Annotated in this window: 13 protein-coding genes; 5 read left to right on the top strand and 8 right to left on the bottom strand. The window is 73.4% G+C overall.

What is annotated here, in order from left to right; translation table 11 throughout:
* The first annotated feature begins 672 nt into the window (after nucleotides 1-672).
* Nucleotides 673-2,103 (top strand): glycoside hydrolase family 5 protein, encoded by a 1,431-nt coding sequence (locus WMF24_RS24620; protein ID WP_437729813.1) that lies wholly within the window; start codon nucleotides 673-675, stop codon nucleotides 2,101-2,103.
* Between the two features lie 158 nt (nucleotides 2,104-2,261).
* Here the strand turns inward: WMF24_RS24620 and WMF24_RS24615 are convergent, their stop codons facing one another.
* From WMF24_RS24615 to WMF24_RS24600, 4 genes are read right to left on the bottom strand one after another with little or no spacing between them, the layout of a single operon-like run.
* On the bottom strand, nucleotides 2,262-3,665 hold the full coding sequence (locus tag WMF24_RS24615) for a TolC family protein (protein WP_437729812.1): 1,404 nt from the start codon (nucleotides 3,663-3,665) through the stop codon (nucleotides 2,262-2,264).
* Nucleotides 3,653-5,764 (bottom strand): HlyD family efflux transporter periplasmic adaptor subunit, encoded by a 2,112-nt coding sequence (locus WMF24_RS24610; RefSeq protein WP_437729811.1) that lies wholly within the window; start codon nucleotides 5,762-5,764, stop codon nucleotides 3,653-3,655. Before WMF24_RS24610 ends, WMF24_RS24615 begins: the two co-directional genes overlap by 13 nt.
* Entirely contained in the window at nucleotides 5,764-6,456 is a 693-nt protein-coding gene (locus WMF24_RS24605; RefSeq protein WP_437729810.1) for a DUF4956 domain-containing protein, read from the bottom strand. Before WMF24_RS24605 ends, WMF24_RS24610 begins: the two co-directional genes overlap by 1 nt.
* Nucleotides 6,453-7,292: a VTC domain-containing protein gene (locus WMF24_RS24600; protein ID WP_437729809.1), complete on the bottom strand. Its 840-nt coding sequence runs from the start codon at nucleotides 7,290-7,292 to the stop codon at nucleotides 6,453-6,455. The genes WMF24_RS24605 and WMF24_RS24600 overlap by 4 nt, the downstream gene beginning before the upstream one ends.
* A gap of 177 nt (nucleotides 7,293-7,469) precedes the next feature.
* Here WMF24_RS24600 and WMF24_RS24595 point away from each other — a divergent pair, with 177 nt between their 5' ends.
* The 3 genes from WMF24_RS24595 (at nucleotide 7,470) to WMF24_RS24585 (ending at nucleotide 11,119) form a co-directional block, all read left to right on the top strand.
* Nucleotides 7,470-8,417 carry a hypothetical protein gene (locus tag WMF24_RS24595; RefSeq protein ID WP_437729808.1) on the top strand — a complete coding sequence of 316 codons (948 nt, stop codon included), beginning with the start codon at nucleotides 7,470-7,472 and terminating at the stop codon, nucleotides 8,415-8,417.
* Between the two features lie 43 nt (nucleotides 8,418-8,460).
* On the top strand, nucleotides 8,461-8,610 hold the full coding sequence (locus WMF24_RS24590; protein WP_437729807.1) for a hypothetical protein: 150 nt from the start codon (nucleotides 8,461-8,463) through the stop codon (nucleotides 8,608-8,610).
* Between the two features lie 73 nt (nucleotides 8,611-8,683).
* Nucleotides 8,684-11,119, top strand: coding sequence for a substrate-binding domain-containing protein (locus WMF24_RS24585; RefSeq protein ID WP_437729806.1), 2,436 nt, complete (start codon nucleotides 8,684-8,686; stop codon nucleotides 11,117-11,119).
* Between the two features lie 214 nt (nucleotides 11,120-11,333).
* On the opposite strand, the gene WMF24_RS24580 is transcribed toward WMF24_RS24585, so the two are convergent.
* From WMF24_RS24580 to WMF24_RS24565, 4 genes are all read right to left on the bottom strand, one after another.
* Nucleotides 11,334-11,963: a universal stress protein gene (locus tag WMF24_RS24580; protein WP_437729805.1), complete on the bottom strand. Its 630-nt coding sequence runs from the start codon at nucleotides 11,961-11,963 to the stop codon at nucleotides 11,334-11,336.
* A gap of 243 nt (nucleotides 11,964-12,206) precedes the next feature.
* The gene (locus WMF24_RS24575; protein WP_437729804.1) at nucleotides 12,207-13,031 is read right to left on the bottom strand and encodes an SDR family oxidoreductase; all 825 of its coding nucleotides are present in this window, start codon (nucleotides 13,029-13,031) and stop codon (nucleotides 12,207-12,209) included.
* Nucleotides 13,032-13,150: 119 nt separating this feature from the next.
* Nucleotides 13,151-13,294: a hypothetical protein gene (locus tag WMF24_RS24570; RefSeq protein WP_437729803.1), complete on the bottom strand. Its 144-nt coding sequence runs from the start codon at nucleotides 13,292-13,294 to the stop codon at nucleotides 13,151-13,153.
* The gene (locus tag WMF24_RS24565) at nucleotides 13,291-13,914 is read right to left on the bottom strand and encodes a hypothetical protein (protein ID WP_437729802.1); all 624 of its coding nucleotides are present in this window, start codon (nucleotides 13,912-13,914) and stop codon (nucleotides 13,291-13,293) included. The genes WMF24_RS24570 and WMF24_RS24565 overlap by 4 nt, the downstream gene beginning before the upstream one ends.
* A gap of 166 nt (nucleotides 13,915-14,080) precedes the next feature.
* Here WMF24_RS24565 and WMF24_RS24560 point away from each other — a divergent pair, with 166 nt between their 5' ends.
* The gene (locus WMF24_RS24560; RefSeq protein ID WP_437729801.1) at nucleotides 14,081-17,965 is read left to right on the top strand and encodes a serine/threonine-protein kinase; all 3,885 of its coding nucleotides are present in this window, start codon (nucleotides 14,081-14,083) and stop codon (nucleotides 17,963-17,965) included.
* The last annotated feature ends 146 nt before the right edge of the window (nucleotides 17,966-18,111 follow it).

The raw sequence follows: 18,111 nt of genomic DNA, 5'->3' as shown, positions 1-18,111 counted from the left end.
GGCCACCTGCGGCCGCACGACCTGACGGCGGAGCTGCCCTGTCGAGCACAGGAGCGACCCCGCCCGCCTTCGTGATCGGGCTGAATTGCAACGCGGGTGCCAGTGTGATCCGCTTGTGGATCCGAGCACTTGTGCGGCGGCGAGGCGCACGGTTGGGCAAGGCGCTGCTCGACGGTGCCGGCGCTTGCTCAACGGAGGAGCCGGTGGCTGCAACGGCGGATCGGAGCAGCCGAGCACGGAGCAGCGGAGCGATAACGCAAGGATCCGAAGGTGCCCGCCCTACATCGTCACATGACGCAACGCGGGATCCCTCGACCCGACATCCGCGCTCGCGATCGAAAAATCTGCCGCTGTCGCACATGGCACCTCCTGGAAATTGATCTTCCGAGTTGCGACAGGAATGTGCTAATAGACATCCCATGCTTCGTTTCCCGCGCCCGGGGGGCGTCTCCGGGGCTGCGGGCGCTTTCAACGTTACTTAGCCAGGGACTGGTCGCGCGTCGGCACCTCGCGGACGGCTCCCCGCGACGTTCGCCCTCTGCGGCTTCACCGCGTCCGCTCGGCGCCTGATCCCGGATCAGGTCCTGCTGCGCCGTGGGGAGGTCTGGAGCGCGCGTCGCCGTGTGCTGTCTTGCCCTGACTCGCCAGCTCCGGCTCCTTCGGGAGGATACGATGAAGAGCTCGTTTCTCGGGATGCTGATGGGATCGGGCCTCCGGCTCGGGTTGTGCGTCGCCGCGGCGCAGGTGGTCACGCTGTGTGGCTGCGTGGCGCCGTCGGAGGACGTGGGGCAGGGCGAGGTCGTCGAGGGCGAGCTCACGGACGAGGGGGCGTTCGCGGCGAGCGCGCGGCCGGTGGACGCGCACGGAAAGCTCCAGATCGTGGGAAGGGAGCTGCGGGACCAGCACAACGCGCCCGTCCAGCTCCGGGGCATGAGCCTGTTCTGGAGCCAGTGGGGCGGCTCGTTCTACAACGCGAGTGTCGTCAACTCGATCGCGGACAGCTGGGGCGCGACCGTCGTCCGCGCCGCGATGGGCATCGAGTCGGGCGGGTACCTCACGAACCCGACGGCCGAGAAGAACAGGGTGAAGGCCGTCGTCGACGCGGCGATCGCCAGGGGCATCTACGTGATCATCGACTGGCACGATCACAGCGCCCAGGACCACAAGGCGCAGGCCCAGGAGTTCTTCCGGGAAATGGCGACGACGTACGGGAACCGGCCCAACGTCCTGTTCGAGATCTACAACGAGCCGGACAACGAGTCCTGGAGCACGATCAAGTCCTACGCCACCGACGTGATCCGCACGATCCGCAACGCGGGCTCGAACAACGTGATCATCGTCGGCACGCCGACCTGGTCGCAGGACGTGGACATCGCCGCCAACGACCCGATCACCGGGTTCACGAACATCGCCTATACCCTGCACTTCTACGCCAACACGCACAGGGAGAGCCTGCGCGCCAAGGCGCGGACGGCGATGGACAAGGGCCTCGCCCTGTTCGTCACCGAGTTCGGCACCTGCGACGCCTCCGGGAACACCGGGCTCAACCTGCCCGAATCCCAGAACTGGATGAACTTCCTGAACGCCAACAAGATCAGCTGGGCCAACTGGTCGCTGTTCGACAAGAACGAGACCGCCTCCGCGCTCGTCCCCGGCGCCAGCACCACAGGAAACTGGGATGACTCGAAGCTCACCGAGTCGGGCAGGTGGGTCAAGGCGAGGATGCTGGAGGGCAGCGGCGGCTCGGGCGGCGGCAGCAGCTCCAGCACGACCAGCAGCAGCAGCAGCGGGACGGGAGGCAGCGGCGGCTCGGGCGGCGGCGGCGGCGGTGGTGGCGGCGGCTCCACGACCTCGGGATTCCAGTTCTCCGTGTCCCCGAACATCAACCGGTGGTGGATCCAGGTGAAGGTGACCGAGCCGGGCTACAGCATCACCCGCGTCACCGCCCGGGTGAACAACACGACGCACACTCTCGAGCGCCAGTCGTGGGGCGACGGCGAGTTCGCCATCAGCCGGGAGGTCCCCGCCGGCACGCGGGTGGTGTTCACGGCGACCGACAACCGCAACGTCTCCGCGAGCTTCACCTCCAACCCCTGGCCGTGAAGCGGGCCGAGGCCCCCTCGGGGGCCTCCCTCGCGCGGCTGCGCGCTTGCGCTGAGCTTGCTCTGAATCGCAGGGCGCGCCGCCCTGGCGCTCGGCGCCGGGGCGGTCGCGCGCCGCCCCGGCGCTCAGCGCCGGGCGGTCGCGCGCCGCCCCGGCGCTCAGCGCCGGGCGGCCGGCCCGGGCGCCGCGATCGGGCCGCCGACCACGGTGCGCAACTCGGCCAGCGCCTCGCGGTAGTTGCGCACGAGGCGCAGGAGCTTGACCTGCGCGTCGGCGCGGCGCTTGTCGAGGTCCAGCGCCTCCATCACGTCGATCTGCCGGCTGTCGAGCGCGCGCGCGACCTCCGCCCCGGCCCGCTCGGCGGCCGGGAGCGCGCGCGCCTTGAACTCCTCGACGAGCGTCGCCGCCGCGCGCACGTCCCGGAGCCGATCGCGCACCTCCCGCGCGATCCGCTGGACCTCCGCGGCGAGCGTGCGCTCGGCCGCGACAGCATCCGCGGCCGCGGCCTCGACGGCGCTCGAGTACGTGTCGAACAGCGGCAGCTCGAGCCCGGCCTCGAGCGTCCAGCCGAGCGGATCGCGCGTGGCGGGCGAGAACTCGTAGCCGATCTCGATGAACGAGAGCCACGGCCAGCGCTGCCCGCGCGCGATCGAGCCCTCGGCGTCCGCGGCGTCGAGCTGGGCGGCCGCGAGCGCGATCTCCGGGCGGCTCCGCAGCGCGGTCTCGATCAGCGCTTCCTCGGGCAGGAGCGCGACGAGCGGCGCCGACCCGAGCGGCTCGCCCACGAGGCGCACTGGCGCGGCGGGGTCGATCCCGACGCGCTCGAGGAGCGCCGCGCGCACCGCCTCGCGGCGCGCGCGCGGCTCGGCGCTGTCCTCCGTGGCCACCGCGGCCGCCAGCGCCGCCATCGCCTCGTCGAGGGCCGTGCCGTTCCTGGCGGAGGCGAGCGCCCGCTGCTCGTCCGCGAGCCGGCGGCGCGTCGCGGCGACCGCCTCGAGCGCCTCGAGCTCGGCGTCGAGCAGCAGCACCTCGTCGAACAGCAAGCGCACCTCGGCCTCGAGCTCGAGCTCCGCGATCCGACCCTCCGCGCGCACGCCGGCCGCCTCCGCGCGCGCGACGTCCGCGGTCGCGCCGGCCTCGCCGGGCCGGGGCGGGCGCACGCGGACACCCGCGGAGAGGCGCGGGACGCGGTCGAGGTACTGGTCGAGGCGGATCTGCGAGACCCGGAGCTCCGGGTTCCTGTACGTGCCCGCCGACGCGGCGGCGATGTGGGCGCGGGCCGCGCTCTCGCGCGCGCTCGCCGCCGCGAGCGTCGAGCTCCGCTCCTTCGCCAGCGCCACCGCGTCGTCCACGCTGAGCTCGCGCGGCGCGGCCCCGCGCGACCCGCGGTCCGCGCCGCCGCGCGCGCCCGCCCTGGCCTTCGCCTGCGCTTGCGCCTCGCGGTAGAGCGCGACAGCGCGGTCGGACCCCTCGAGGCGCGCCGGCGCCGCGCAGGCCGTGAGCGAGAGGCACGCGATGATCGACAGCGCCGGCAGCGCCCGCGCGCCGATCAACCTTGCCACGGGAGCTCCAGGAACGAGGGCACCTCGGCGCCGGCGTCGAACACCACCATCAGGTTGCCTGCCTTCAGCGACAGCGAGACGCCCTCCGGCTTCAGGCCGGGGAAGCGCCGCACGAGGCGCGGCGAGAGGACGCCGGCCTCGGGGCGGAGCACGTGGAAGAGCGCCCCGGCGTCGCCGTCGGCGGTCGACGGCGTCGACGTGATCGCGAGCGACCCGTCCGGGAGGAAGCACAGATCGGAGATCCCGCCCGGCGTCGGCGCGCCGTTGAGCTCGACGTCGACGCGCGCGCGCGCCCAGAGCGAGAGCCCGGCGCCGTCGAGCCCCTTCTCGAGCAGCGCGCGCGGCGCGTCGAGCTTCCAGATGAGCGCGTTGCCCTGCGCGTCGAGCGGCGACTTGAGCCCGAAGTAGAGCGCGCCGTCCCGGTACGTCATGCCCTCGATCTCGAGCGGGCGCGTGCCGCCCGGCAGCCCGAGCCCCGCGAGGACCCCAGGGCCCGCCGCGTCGAGGAGCTCCGCGAGGTACGCCGCGGCGTCGACGCGGAAGCCCCGGCCGTCCGGCTTCAGCCGGAGCAGCGCGGTGCGCGCCTTCTTGCGCTTGCCCTTCGCGCTGTAGCCCTGCGACGACAAGAGGTACACGTCGCCGCCGTCGCCCGCCGTGATCGACTCGATGTCGACGAGCTCCTTCACGCCGCTCACCGGCACCGGCTCCGCGGCGACGGCGCCGGTCGCGGACATCGCGAAGAGCAACGGCGCGCCCTCGCCCTCGCCCTTGTGCCCCGTGTCGTCGCTGACGAGGAGGTAACGCGACTCCGCGGGGCGGGGCAGGACGCCGGACGGCTCGAAGCGCGACAGCTGCCGCAGCTCGGCCGGGACCGCCATGCGGAGCGCCTCCGCGCCGGCGCGCGGCGCCGCCGCGGGCACGACCGGCGACGCCGGCGCGCCCTGCGCGGGCGGCGCGCCCTGCGCGGGCGGCGCGGCCTGCGCGACGGGCACGGCGGGCAGCGTGGGCACGGCGGGCGAGCCCGGCACGGCAGGCGACGACGGGCGCTCGAAGGTGACGTCGAACGCCTGGCCGGCGAGCAGCTCGGCCGGCTGATCGAGCTCGATCTGGACGTCGCGGCCCCACGCGGGGAGGTTCAGCGAAGGCCAGCAGCGCGTCGGCAGCTCGAGCACCGACGGCCCGACCGTGACGGCCCTGCCGATGAGCGGCGCCCCGCTCCCGCCGCGCACCCAGGCCTTCGCGACGTCGCCCGCCTGGACGTCGAGCGCCGCGCGCTCCGGCACGCAGGCGACGAGCCGGCCCCGCGAGCTGACGATCTCGACGATCGGATCGCCCGGGATGGCCACGTCGCCCGGCCGCTTGCGGATCGCGGCGACGCGCCCGGCGCGCGTCGCGCGCAGCGTGGCCTGCGCGCGCATGAGCTCGAGCTGCTCGATCTCCCGCCGCGCCACCGTGAGATCCGCCTCGATCTTCGCCATCTGCGGGCCCGCCTGCTCGCGCACCTTCCGCCGGCGCTCCTCGGCCGCGGCGATCTGCGCGCGCAGGAGCTTGATGGTGCGGGGCTTCTCGCTCGCGACCGCCGCGACACCAGCGCGCTGGACGTCGAGCGCGCTCAGCTCCTCGGCGCTCGCCTGGCGGTCCTCGATCATCCGCTTCACGCGGGAGATCTCGCCGGCGAGGACCTCGCCCTCGGCGCTCGCGCGGCGCTGCTCCTCTACCTCGCGCGCGAGATCGCGCTCTATCCCCTCGATGTTCGTCGCGATCTCCTGCTCGACCCGCGCGAGCTCCGCGGGGATCATCGCCTGGAGGCGCGCCTCCTCGGCGCGCGCCAGCGCGAGCTCGGCGTCGATCGAGCCGCTGTCGAACGTGACGATCACCTGACCCGGGGCCACCTCGGCCCCGACCTCGACGTCGATCGACTTCACGCGCGCGGGCTCGACCACGGCGATCGCCTCGATCTCGGACTGCGCGAAGGCGACGATGCCGCCGGACGGCCCGGTGGAGGAGTAGAGCCACGCCGCGAGGCCGAGGGTGCCCAGCATCGTCAGCGCGGGGACGGCGGAGGAGATCGTGGATCGGATTCGCCCGGGGATGTTCATCAGAGGTCCAGCGTCGGCTCCTGGAGCATCAGGCTCACGTCCTCCACCCCGGGGAGGCCCTGCAGGCTCGTCACGAGGCGGACACGCGATTCGGGGTGGTGCACGCTGATCTGGTAGGCGTGCTCCATGACGGTACCCTGCGCGGCCTCGCGCAGCGTCACGAGGGAGAAGCTGCGGCAGTGCTCGCGGAGGATGCTCGTGATGGCACCCGAGATGTCCGCGCCCGCCTGCCCGGCCGGCGCGACGAACCTGAGCAGCCCGTCCGGCTGCCGGCGCGATCCGTAGCCGGTGAAGTGCAGGAGCAGCGAGGCGCCGGCGAACATCCCGGCCCCGGCGATCGCCGCGCCGTAGGCCTGCGCGCCGCTCGCCATGCCGATGGCGAGCGACGCGAAGACGAACACGACGTCGCGCGGGTCGCGCATCGTGGTGCGGAACCGGATCGCCGTGACGCCGCCCGCGACCCCGATGCCGGCCGCGATGTTGTTGCCGACCGCGAGCATCAGCGTGCACGTGATGATGCTGCCCATCGCCATGCTCTGGACCACGGTCCGCGAGTACGAGAGGCCGCGGAACGTGAGCATGTAGACGCCGGCGATGCCCTGCGTGAGCCCGAAGGCGACGAGCAGGGCGATGAGCGCCTTACGCCATTCGACCGCCCCGCCGTGCGAGAGCGTCGCCAGCAAATCCGTCACGCCCTGAGCCCTCCCTCGATCCGCGCCGCGCGCACCTCCGGGAGCGTGAGCTGCGCGGTGACGCCGTAGCAGTACTTGGAGAACGAGCGCCGGACGAGCTCGAGGCGCCGCACGAGCGCGACCATCCACGCGGGCGGCCTGCGCTCGAACTTGAGCTCGACGACGCAGACCGGCTCGTACGTCGAGGTCTGGACGGGGTGATCGACGGGGCGCCACCCGCCGCGCAGGGGCGCCTCGAGGTCCAGCGTCTCCCGGCGCTGGGACGCGATCTTCCGGTCGAACGTGATGCGCGCGTAGCGGTCGAGCGTGCTCTCGTACGCCTCGCGCTCGTAGTCGACGAGCAGCTTGGGCTGGAGATCGTGTCGGTGGACCGCGGTGATGAACTTCTCGGCGCCCTTGCGCACGTGAGGCGGGAGCTTGTCGAGGAGCGCGGGGCTGCCGGTCGTGACCAGCTCCTGCCACCCGTCCGCCGACACCGACGCGCGCGACTTGACGATCACATCCTGGACGCGCCGCTTCACCTCGAGGAAGACCGGGCTCTTCTTCCCGGGGTAGGAGCGCACCCGCACCTTGAAGCGATCGCGCTGCTCGCGCTCGTTGGCCCAGTACAGATCGAACCCGCTCGTGTCGAGGTAGAGCGAGCGGATGCGGTACACGCCCCGCTCGTCCGCGTACCGGTCCCGCCGGCCGACCGCGCAGGCCGTTGCCCGGATCTCCGGGACGAGCCGCTCGGGCACCAGGTACTTGAACTCGTATCGTTCGATGAGGTCCAAGACTCCGCCCTCCTCGAGCGTGAAGGCGAGGCCCGCGGCGCCGCCGCGGGCCTCGATGGTCAAGGTGAGGCCCGCGGGCCGCGGGTCTCGATGGCCAAGGTGAAGCTCGCAGCGCCGCCGCGAGCTTCACGAAATTGTTACTGTACAACAGTTATAATGACACAAAACAAGCCGAGCGCTGCAAGCGGAATCCATCGCAAGACCCCGAGATTGCCGCGCTTTCACCGCCGATTCCATTCGATGCGCACAGTTACAGCGGCAGCGCTGGCTCGGCGCTCCGCAGGGCTCGGGCTGGCGCTGGCGCTCGTCGTGTCGGGCTGCCGGGGCTCGGCTCCGCCGCCGGGCGCGCTGCGGACCTCCGGCTGCCCGCGTTGCGGTCCGGTGGCGCGGGTCGGCGCGCTGCCGCGGGGCGATCTCGACGAGTGCTCGGGCGTCGTCGCGGGCGGGGCGCACCCGGACGCGCTCTACCTCCACAACGACTCCGGCGACGGTCCCCGCTTCTTCGCGGTCGGGGGCGACGGCGCGCTGCGCGGCGAGCTCCAGGTGCCGGGCGCGACCGCGGTCGACTGGGAGGACGCCGCGCGCGGCCCGTGCGGCGCCGGCGGGGGGAGCTGCCTGTTCTTCGGTGATATCGGCGACAACGATCGCGAGCGCCGCGGCTATGCGATCTACGAGGTGAAGGAGCCCGACGCCCTCGGGGGAGCGCCGCGCGCGCTCGCCGCGCGCGCGATCCCGTTCGCGTACCCCGACGGGAGCCACAACGCGGAGACGCTGCTCGTGCACCCCGTCACCGGGGCGATCACCCTGGTGACGAAGGTCAAGGGAAAGAAAAAGGGCGCAGCGGGCGTCTACGAGCTGCCGTCGCGGCCCGCCGCCGACGCCGGGACGGCGACGCTCGTCCGGGCGGGCTCGATCGAGGCGCCGACGGGGAGCCCGCGCTTCACGGGGGGCGATGTGCACCCGGCCGGCGCCGGCGTGCTGCTCCGCACCTACACACACGTTTTCTTCTATCCAATGACGCAGGACCAGACCGTGGCGCAGGCGCTCGCCGGAGCGCCGTGCGAGCTGCCGGCGGCCGAGGAAGACCAGGGGGAAGCGATCGCGTGGGTGCCCGGCGGGTGGGACTACGTGACGATCGGCGAGGGGGCCGAGGCGCCTGTCCACCGCGTCTCGTGCGAGGCGCCCTGAGCGCCCTCACCGGAGAAGCACGCCGCAGGGAAGGGTGAGCGCGATGGAGCGTCTCATCGTCGATGTGGTGGTGGAGGGCTCGTCGGCGCTGGACTCGAGCCCTCCGGTGATCTCCAGCTTGCTGGCGTTGGATATAGGGAAACCGGCCCAGGACACCCGTGTGTTCACGGTCAGGATCCGGCCACCGAGATGATGACTCTTCATGACGCCGTAGGTTTCTCGACCAGCACACCGCGCTTTGCTAGAGGCCGCTCGGAACGAACCGCATGCTCAAGGTGCCCGACCTCCTCGCCGTCCTTCAGCAGATCGTGCGTCGGGCCATGGCCATCTCTCCTCGCGCGCCGCGCGGCGCCCTGCTGCTCCGCGACGATCACCGCTTCGCGCTCCGGGCGCTGATAGGGGCTGACGGCCCTCGCGAGCGTGCGCCGTACATGCCCGCCGCAGGGGCGCTGGCCGGAGGCGGCGCCCCGCTCGCCCCCGCGGCGGCGCCCGACGCGGCGCGCGGGATCTGCGTCGTCGCCGCGCGCGCGTGGTACGGGGCGTTCCTGCCTGCGCCGATCGAGGTGAGCGGCGGCGTCCCCGAGGGCGCCGGCGTGCTCGTCGCGCCCATCCACGCGCGCGGCGAGCCGGTGGGGTATCTCGCGGTCGAGCAGCCGACCCTGGAGCCTCCCGGAGAGGAGCGGCGCGCCATGATCGAGGTGATCGCGGACGCCGCCGGAGACGCGCTGGAGCGGAACAGGCTCCATGACGACAAGGCGAGATCGGCGCAGGAGATCCGCCTGTTCGAGCGGCTGCTGGGCGCGGTGGGCACGACGGTCGAGCTGCACGATCTCATCGAGACCATCGCCCACGGCATCAAGAGCGTGCAGCTCGATGAGGACTGGAAGACGGTGGAGCTCTGGGCGCTCGAGGACGACAGCCCCCCGGGCGCCGCCGCGCCGGCGCGGGGCTCCCGGCGCGCCCGCGTGTACCGGGCGCCGCCGTCGGAGCCGACGACCTACTGGCAGAACATCCGCGCCGGGGCCGTCAGCGCCGGGCGCCCCCTGGGCATCGCCGTGGACTTCCGGACGGGCGACGGCGGCGGCGGCGAGGGGTCCCAGCGCGCCCTGCTCGACGAGGCGATCCGCCGGCGCGTGTCCGGCATCCTCATCGCGCCGAGCAACCCCGAGGACGCCGAGGAGGCGTTCCGACAGGCGGCGGAGGCGGGCATCCCGGTCGTCGTGATCGACACGCCGCCGGTCGCGGGCAGCCGGGCGCAGCTCTACATCGGGACGGACAACGTGGCGTCGGGCAGGCTCGCGGCCGCGATGATGAAGCGGCTGCTCCCGGGCGGCGGCGTCGTCGCAGCGCTCGGCGCCGTGGACCTCGCGCGGAACGTCGGCGAGCGCGTCGAGGGCTTCCGCGCGGAGATGCTCGGCTCGAGCGTCACGGTGCTGCCGACCGTCGCGTGCGACTGGGGCCTCGCGGCCGGGACGAGGCTCGCCACGGCGGCGCTCGGGGCGCGGACCGACATCGCCGGCGCGTTCGGGGCCGCGGCGGACAACGGGCCGTGCTGGGGCCTCTCCGCGAAGGCGCTCGGCAGGAGCGGGGATCTCAAGATCGTCGGGTTCGATCTCATCGCCAGCACGGTCGCCCTGCTCCGGCAGGGCACGATCCACGCGACGATCGTCCAGCGCGAGCACGACATGGGCTTCCGCGGCGTCGAGGTGCTCCACCGGATGATCACCCGGGGCATCTCGTCGACCCTCGCGGAGCTGCCGCCGTCGCGCGTCCTGCACACAGACGTCGATTGCGTCACCCTCGAGCCGACGCCGTGGTCGACGGCGCTCGGCGACTACCTCACGCGCGAGGCGGCCCGCCGCGTCGACACCGAGCAGGGCGGCGTGAGCCCGTCCGCCGGTGATCCGGCCGAGATCATGCTGATCGGGTTCCCGCCGCCGTCGCGCTCCGTCATCGAGGACGAGGTCTCGATCGCGGCGCGCTCGCTGGTGGGCCGCGCGCTCGACGCGGGCAGCCCGCTCGTGATCGACCCGGACGAGGGCGACGGGCGCGCGGAGGCGGCGCTGCCCGCGGCCCACGCCGGCGCGCGCACGGTCGTGGTCTTGCCGCTCCGGGCCCGGGGCAATGTCCTCGGCGCCCTCGTCCTGAGCAGCGAGCGCAGGGAGGCGTGCGGGCGCGACGACGTGTCGTTCCTGGTCCGCGTCGCCAGCACGGTGGCGGTCGGCGTGGAGAACGCGCGGCTCTTCCGCCGGATCTCCGAGCGGAGCGCGGAGCTCGAGCGCGCGAACCAGCAGCAGGCGTCGCTGCTCCAGACGATCCGCGAGCTCTCGAGCCCCGTGGTGCCGATCGCGGACGGCATCCTGGTGATGCCCGTGGTGGGCGTCATGGATGCCGAGCGCTCCAGCCACTTCATCGCGTCGATGCTCCGCGAGATCGACGCGCAGAGGGCGCGGGTCGTGCTCATCGACGTCACCGGGATGGCGACCGTGGACGCGGCGGCGGCGTCCCAGCTCGCCCAGGCGGCGCAGGCGGCCGGGCTGCTCGGGGCCGAGGCGGTGCTCGTCGGCCTGCGGCCGGGCGCCGCGCGCATGATGGTCGATCAGGGGCTCGACCTCGGCGCGATGGTGACGCGCAGCGACCTGGCGAACGGCTTCCGGTACGCGCTCGCGCGGACGCGCGGGCGCGCGGAGCGGCGCGGCTGATCGAGGCCTGGAGCAACAAGCGGGTTGAACCCGCCTGAAGCGAGCAGAGCTTCGAACCGCCAAGACGCCGAGGACGCCAAGAGCTTGTCTTCTTCTTGGCGTCCTCGGCGTCTTGGCGGTTCATTTCTCGCTCGCTCATCGTTGTTGTTCTAGCCCATCGACGGCCGCCCGCTGCGCACAGGGCCGATGGCGCGGCGCTCCCGTCGGCGCGACGTCAGGGCGAGAACCCCCAGGGCACCACCGCCTGGCGCACCCTCCTCGTCGTCTCGGCGCCGGAGTAAACGTGCGTGCGGATATGGCCCTGGTGCCGCTGGCACCAGAGGCTCGCCCCGCCGCTCTCGTTGCGCTCGGCGAGGCAGTCCGGGCAGGGCGGCTCGATCTCCGGGACGCGCCAGGACTGGTCGTGGTGCTTGTTCCGGACGACGCAGACAGGACACCCCGCGGTCCGCACGACGCGCTCGGCGACCGAGCCGAGCAGCAGGCGCTGTACGCCCGTGCGCCCGTGCGTACCCATCACGATGAGATCCGCGTCGATGTGCGCCGCGAGCCAGACGATCTCCTGCGCCGGGTCGCCCGTGAGGAGGTGCGTGATCACCCGCTGGACGTGCGCGGGCCGCGACGGCACGGCGAACTCCTGGACGGCGCTCGTCGCGAGCTGCTGGAGCCGCGCCGCGGCGTCCGAGGCGCCGGTGTCCGCCACCGTGACGACATGGACCTCGCCGCCCGTCTCCTCCGCGTTCGCCAGCCACAGCGCGCGGAGGAGCACGCCTCGGCTCGCCGGCGAGAGATCGATCGCGGCCAGAACGTTGAACGGCTTCGCGTTGCTCGAGGTGTTCGACTCCATGGATTCCTCCCGTGACGTGGTCTCGACTCGATGGCTCGATCGCGCAGCATCGCAACGTCCGTGCCGCTCGCCGTCCGTCGCGTCGAGGCCGGATCCGCGCGCGCGGAGCCGCTCGGGCGCGGCGGATGCGCCCGCCGGCGCAACCCGTGCGCGGGCGCCTCGTGACGTCGAACAGAGGGGGGATGTGTCGCGCCGGCGCGCAGCCGGAGCGGCCGCGGGAGAGCCCGCGCGGCGGTCCTGCGCTCAGCCCGCGGCGGGGCCGGCCTTGCGCTGCGCGCTGTCGCAGACCCAGCGGACCACGCCAGGGAGCACCCCCTGCGCGATCGCGCTCACGCGCGAGCCGACGTCGGGGTAGATCTCGAATCGACCGCGCGCCATGCCGTCGGCCATGCTGCGCGCCACCGCGTCCGGCTCCAGCGTCTTCACGTTGCCCGCGATGGCCTTCGTCTCCGCGGGCTTGTACCGGTTCTCGAACGCGAGCTGCGGCGTGTCCGTGTCGGGCGGCAGGCACACGCTCACCCGGACGCCGTGCGGCCACATCTCCGCGCGCAGCGCCTGCGAGAAGCCGGTAAGGGCGAACTTGCTCGCCGCGTACGGCGTGTAGCCGTAGATGCCGATCACGCCCGCCAGCGACGAGACGTTGAGCACGTGGCCGCTGCCGCGCGCCACCATCGACGGCAACACCGCCTTGCACAGGTGGACGGCGCCGAAGAAATTGACGTCCATCATGCTCCGGAACTCCTCGATCGGCAGCTCGAGGAAGCGCCCCGGCATCACGGCGCCCGCGTTGTTCACCAGGTGATCGATCGGCCGCTCGGCGAGCAGCGACTCCATCGCCCGCGCGACGTCCTCCGCCCGGCTGATGTCGAGCTCGAGGACGTCGACGCGCGCGGACGGGTGCTCGCGCCGGATGCCCACCGCCGCCTCCTCGAGGAGGGCCCGGCGGCGCGCGACGAGCGTCACCGCGGCGCCGTGACCCGCGACGAGCCGCGCGAACGACAGGCCGATGCCGCTCGAGCCGCCGGTGACGAGAACGCTCTTGCCCTGGAAGTAAGTTCGGGTGTCCATCGGGGGGCGGAACCTACTCCAGGACAGCGTCCGGCGCGAGACGCTCGTGCGGCGCGCGCGGGAGCGCCTCGGCGCGCGGGGGTGCTCCGCGCGCCCAGGTGCTCCCGCGGCGGGGCAGCTCAGCGGCCGCGCCGCCGCTTCTTCAGCGCGTCCTTCAGCAGGCTCCCGGCGGCGGCGCCGATCGTCTCGACCGCGATCATCGCGGCTGCCGTCGACACGGCCTTGACCGCCCTTCGAAGGGCACGACGGGTCTTCTTCTTCATGACGACTGCACGAGCTCGACTTCCGGGCGAGCTCTCCCCGAGACGCCATTGGCCAGCTTCGATACGCCCAGCGAGCTCGCCAGTCCCTTCACCTTGCGGGTCACGGCGCTGCCGGCGCTGGACAGATAGCTCCTCGCCGCGCCGCTGTACAATCCGGCCGCGAACACCGCGGCGATGCTCGTCACGGCGGCCACGGGCTTGAGGACCTTCCGACCGAGCTTGTTGAGCTTCTTCTTTTGCTTCTTGGACAGCTTCGTCTTCATGCGCGTCAGTCCAGCACGCAGCATGCCATGCATTCCAATTCGAAACGCTGTGACCATCACGACGAGCAATCGTGGCGCGCGCCCGGTGACCAGGGCGCTTTGCCCCACTGTGGTGAAATGGCGCGGCCTCCGGATCGCTCCTGCCGCGAGGGCGCCCGCCGTGAAACGCGCGCGACGTTCCACCCGGCGCCGACGCCAGGGCAGCCGCGCGAGCGCCGACGCCAGGGCAGCCGCGCGAGCGCCGACGCCAGGGCAGCCGCGAGCGCCTACCCGCGGCAGCCGGGCGGACGGGCGCGACGCCGCCCGCGCTCCGCTCGCCGCCCACAGCTCGGGCCGCTGTGGTGAATTGTTGTTCATGTTACATATTCTGGGCGCTGTCTCGTTCTTCCTGGCGGCGCCGCCCCGCCGCGTCGTCGCCGCGTCCGGCCGCTCCGGGCGGAGCCGCTGGCGATCGGCGGCGAGTTCGTTTACTCACGGTTGTAAGCAGGCTCATGCGAGGTCTCAGGTAAGACGGGGCGTCGGGATGCGCGTGGGAGACGTCATCGACCGTCGCTTCCAGATCGAGCGCCTCGCCAGCTCGGGGGGGATGGGCGACGTCTACCGCGCCCTCGATCTGGCCACGAACGAGCTGGTGGCGCTCAAGGTCCTGCAGCGCCGGGGGCTCCAGGAGGGGGTCCGGTTCGCGCGCGAGGCGGAGGCGCTCGAGGCGCTCACCGCGCTGCGGCACCCCGGCATCGTGCGCTACATCGCGCACGGCGTCACCGACAAGGGGCAGCCGTTCCTCGCGATGGAATGGCTCGCCGGCGAGACGCTGACCGAGCGCCTCGCCCGCAAGCCGCTCACGGTGGCCGAGAGCGTCACGCTCGCCTCGACCCTCGCCTCCACGCTGGGCGTCATCCACCGCGCGGGCCTCGTCCACCGCGACCTCAAGCCGAGCAACCTGCTCCTCGTCGGCGGCGCGATCGAGGGGGTCACCCTCATCGACTTCGGCGTCGTGCGCCTCGGCGCCATCGACCGGCACCTCACCATGCCCGGCACGATGCTCGGCACCCCGGGCTACATGGCGCCGGAGCAGGCCCGCAGCGAGCCGGTCATCGACGCCCGCGCCGACGTCTTCTCGCTCGGCTGCGTGCTCTTCAAGTGCCTCACCGGGCGCTCGGCGTTCCAGGGGGCCGACGGGCTCTCGGTGCTCATCAAGGTCATCCTCGAGGACCCGCCGCGCCTGCGGGAGCTGCGCGGCGACATCCCCGAGGCGCTCGACGACCTCGTCGCGCGCATGCTCGCGAAGGCGCCGCAGGCCCGACCCCGCGACGGCGACGCGGTCGCGGCCGAGCTCCTCGCGCTCGACGACGTGGGCGCGGGCGCCGTGAGCAGCCGCCCGTTCAACACGCTGCGCGGGAGCGAGATCACGACGAACGAGCGCAAGATGATGTGCCTCGTGCTCGCGCGCGACGTGACCGGCGACGCCGAGGCGACGCGCTCGCAGGAGGAGGACCTGGAGCGCAGCAAGGCGCTCATCGCCGTGGCCGAGCGCTACCAGGGCGAGCTCGAGATCCTGGAGTCCCGCTCGCCGCTCATCGTGCTCACCGCGGGCGGCGCGCCGACCGACCTCGCGGCGCAAGCCGCGCGCTGCGCGCTCGCGCTGAACGCGCTGCTCGGCTGCGTGCCCGTCGCGCTCGTCACCGGCCGCGCGGAGATCTCCTCGCGGCTGCCGGTCGGCGAGCTGATCGACCGCGCGGTCCACCTGCTGCCGCCCGCGCACGCGCCGGTCCGCGTGGACGCCGTCCGCATGGACGAGGTGACCGCGGGGCTGCTCGGCTCGCGGTTCGACGTCACGCGCGACAAGGGCGGCCTGCGCCTCCACGGCGAGCGCGAGGCGCTCGCCACGACGCCGCCGCTGCTCGGCAGGCCGACGCCGTGCGTCGGGCGCGACCGCGAGCTCGCGCTCCTCGAGGCCGCGTTCTCGCACTGCGTCGAGGAGTCGACGCCGAGCGCCGTGCTCGTCACCGCGCCCGCGGGCGCCGGCAAGTCGCGCCTGCGCACCGAGCTCTTGCGGCGGCTCCGCGACCGCGGCGAGGAGATCGAGGTGTGGTTCGGGCGCGGCGACCCGATCAGCGCGGGCTCGGCGTTCGCGATGCTCGCCCCGGCGCTCCGGCGCGCGATCGGCCTGTTCGACGGCGAGCCGATCGAGGCGCGGCAGCACAAGATCCGCGCGCGCGTGGCGCGGTACGGCCGGGGCGACTCCGCGCGCACGGCGGCGTTCCTCGGCGAGCTCATCGGCGTGCCGTTCCCCGACGGCGACAGCGTGCAGCTCATGGCGGCGCGGCGCAGCCCCGTGCTGATGAGCGACCAGATCCGCCTCGCCTGGGAGGAGCTCCTGCGGGCCGAGTGCTCGGCGCGGCCGGTGCTCCTCGTCCTGGAGGACCTGCACTGGGGCGACCTGCCGAGCGTGATGCTCGTCGACTCGGCGCTGCGCAACCTCGTCGACCAGCGGCTCATGGTGCTCGCGCTCGGGCGGCCCGAGGTGCACGAGCTCTTCCCGAAGCTCTGGGCGGGCCGCGGGGTGCACGAGGTGCAGCTCTCGGGGCTGCCGCGCCGCGCGAGCGAGCGGCTCGTGCGGCAGGTGCTCGGCGAGGACGTGGCGCCGGAGCTGCTCGCGATGATCGTCGACCGGGCCGACGGCAACGCGTTCTACCTGGAAGAGCAGCTCCGCGCGGTCGCCGACGGCAAGGGCGCCGACCTGCCCGAGACGGTGCTGGCGATGGTGCAGGCGCGCATCGAGGCGCTCGACGTCGAGGCGCGGCGCGTGCTTCGCGCGGCGAGCATCTTCGGCCAGACGTTCTGGCAGGGCGGCGTGTCGGCGCTCGTGGGCGGCGCGCAGGTGGCGCCGAAGCTCGTCGAGCTGGAGCAGCGCGAGGTGATCGCGCGGCGCGGCGAGGGGAGCCTGCCCGGCGAGGTCGAGTACAGCTTCCAGCACGCGATCGTCCGGGAGGCGGCGTACGGGATGCTGACCGAGGGCGACCGGCGGCTCGGGCACCGGCTCGCGGGCGACTGGCTCTCGCGCGCGGGCGCGGCGGAGGCGATGGCGCTGGCGGAGCACTTCGAGCGCGGCGGCGAGCTGTCGCGGGCGGCGTCCGCCTACTGCCGCGCGGCCGAGCAGGCGCTGCGCGCGCAGGACCTCGCGGCGGCGGTCGAGCGGGCCGAGCGGGGGATCGCGTGCGGCCCCACGGCGCACACGCTGGGCGCGCTGCGCCTCGTCGAGGCCGAGGCGCACGTCTGGCGCGGGGAGCTCGCGCTCGCGGAGCAGCGCGGCATCGAGGCGGTCGACCGGCTGCCGGCCGGGTCGGCGGCGTGGTTCTCGGCGATCAAGCAGGTGGCGGTCGCCGCGGGCAAGCTGGGCGGCTTCGAGCGGGTGGAGCGCTGGATGGGCGTGGCGCAGGCCGCCGAGGCGGCGGAGGGCGCGCTCGTGGCGAAGCACATGTGCCTCGGCGAGGGCGCGCTGCTGCTTGTGTTCGGGGGGCGCTACGCGTTCGCGGACGCGCTGATCGAGGCGGTCGAGGGCGACGGGACCGACCTCGCCGAGCGCGAGGTCGAGGTGGCGGCGCGGCTGCACGAGGCGCGGTCGGTGCGGGCGCTCGTGAACGGCGATCCGGGCGCGTGCCTCGCGGGGCTCCGGGCGGCGCTCGCGGCGTTCGAGCGCGCCGGCGACCGCGGCAACGCCTGCGCGGTCCGCATGAACGTCGGCTACATGCACGCGGAGCTCGGCGATTTCACGGGCGCGGAGGAGGTGCTGCGCAGCGCGCTGGCGGGCGCCGAGGGGATGGGGCTGCACGAGCTCGTGGCGGCGACGCTGAGCAACCTGGGGCACGTCCTCGGCTACCAGGGGCGCATCGACGAGGCGCAGCGGACGGAGCGGGAGGCGATCGCGCTGTCGCAGCGGCTCGGGGATCCGCGCCAGGAGGGGAGCGCGCGGACGTACCTCGCGCGGATCGCGCTGATCGCGCGCGACTACGAGGGGGCGGAGCGGGAGGCGCGGACGGCGGCGGAGGTGCTGCAGAGCGCGCCGCCGCTGCGCGCGGCGGCGGTGGCGGAGCGCGCGCGGGCGCTGCTCGGGATGGGGCGGTTCGACGAGGGGCTGTCGGCGGCGGGGGAGGCGTTCTCGATGCTGAAGGCGATCGGCGCGATCGAGGAGGGGGAGTCGTCGGTGCGGCTCGTCTACGCCGAGGCGCTGGCGGCGAACGGCATGGAGGCGGACTGCGCGGCGGCGATCGCGGCGGCGAGGGAGCGGCTGCTGGAGCGGGCGGCGAAGATCAGCGATCCGGTGTGGCGGGAGCGGTTCCTGACGCTGCCGGACAACCGGAGGACGCTCGCGATGGCGGAGCGGTGGCTCGAGCACCGGCCCGCGTGAGAGGCCGGTGGCAGCGCGAGACGCCGTCGAAGAGAAAGAGAGATTCGAACCACAGAGGCACAGAGGGCACAGAGGAGAGAGAAGAATTTTTTTCTCTTCTCTTCCCTCTGTGCCCTCTGTGCCTCTGTGGTTCCCTTTTTCTTCTC

It is taken from the genome of Sorangium sp. So ce1335, assembly GCF_051521615.1.
Classification (GTDB): Bacteria; Myxococcota_A; Polyangia; order Polyangiales; family Polyangiaceae; genus Sorangium.
This window is presented reverse-complemented; position numbering and strand designations above follow the sequence as displayed.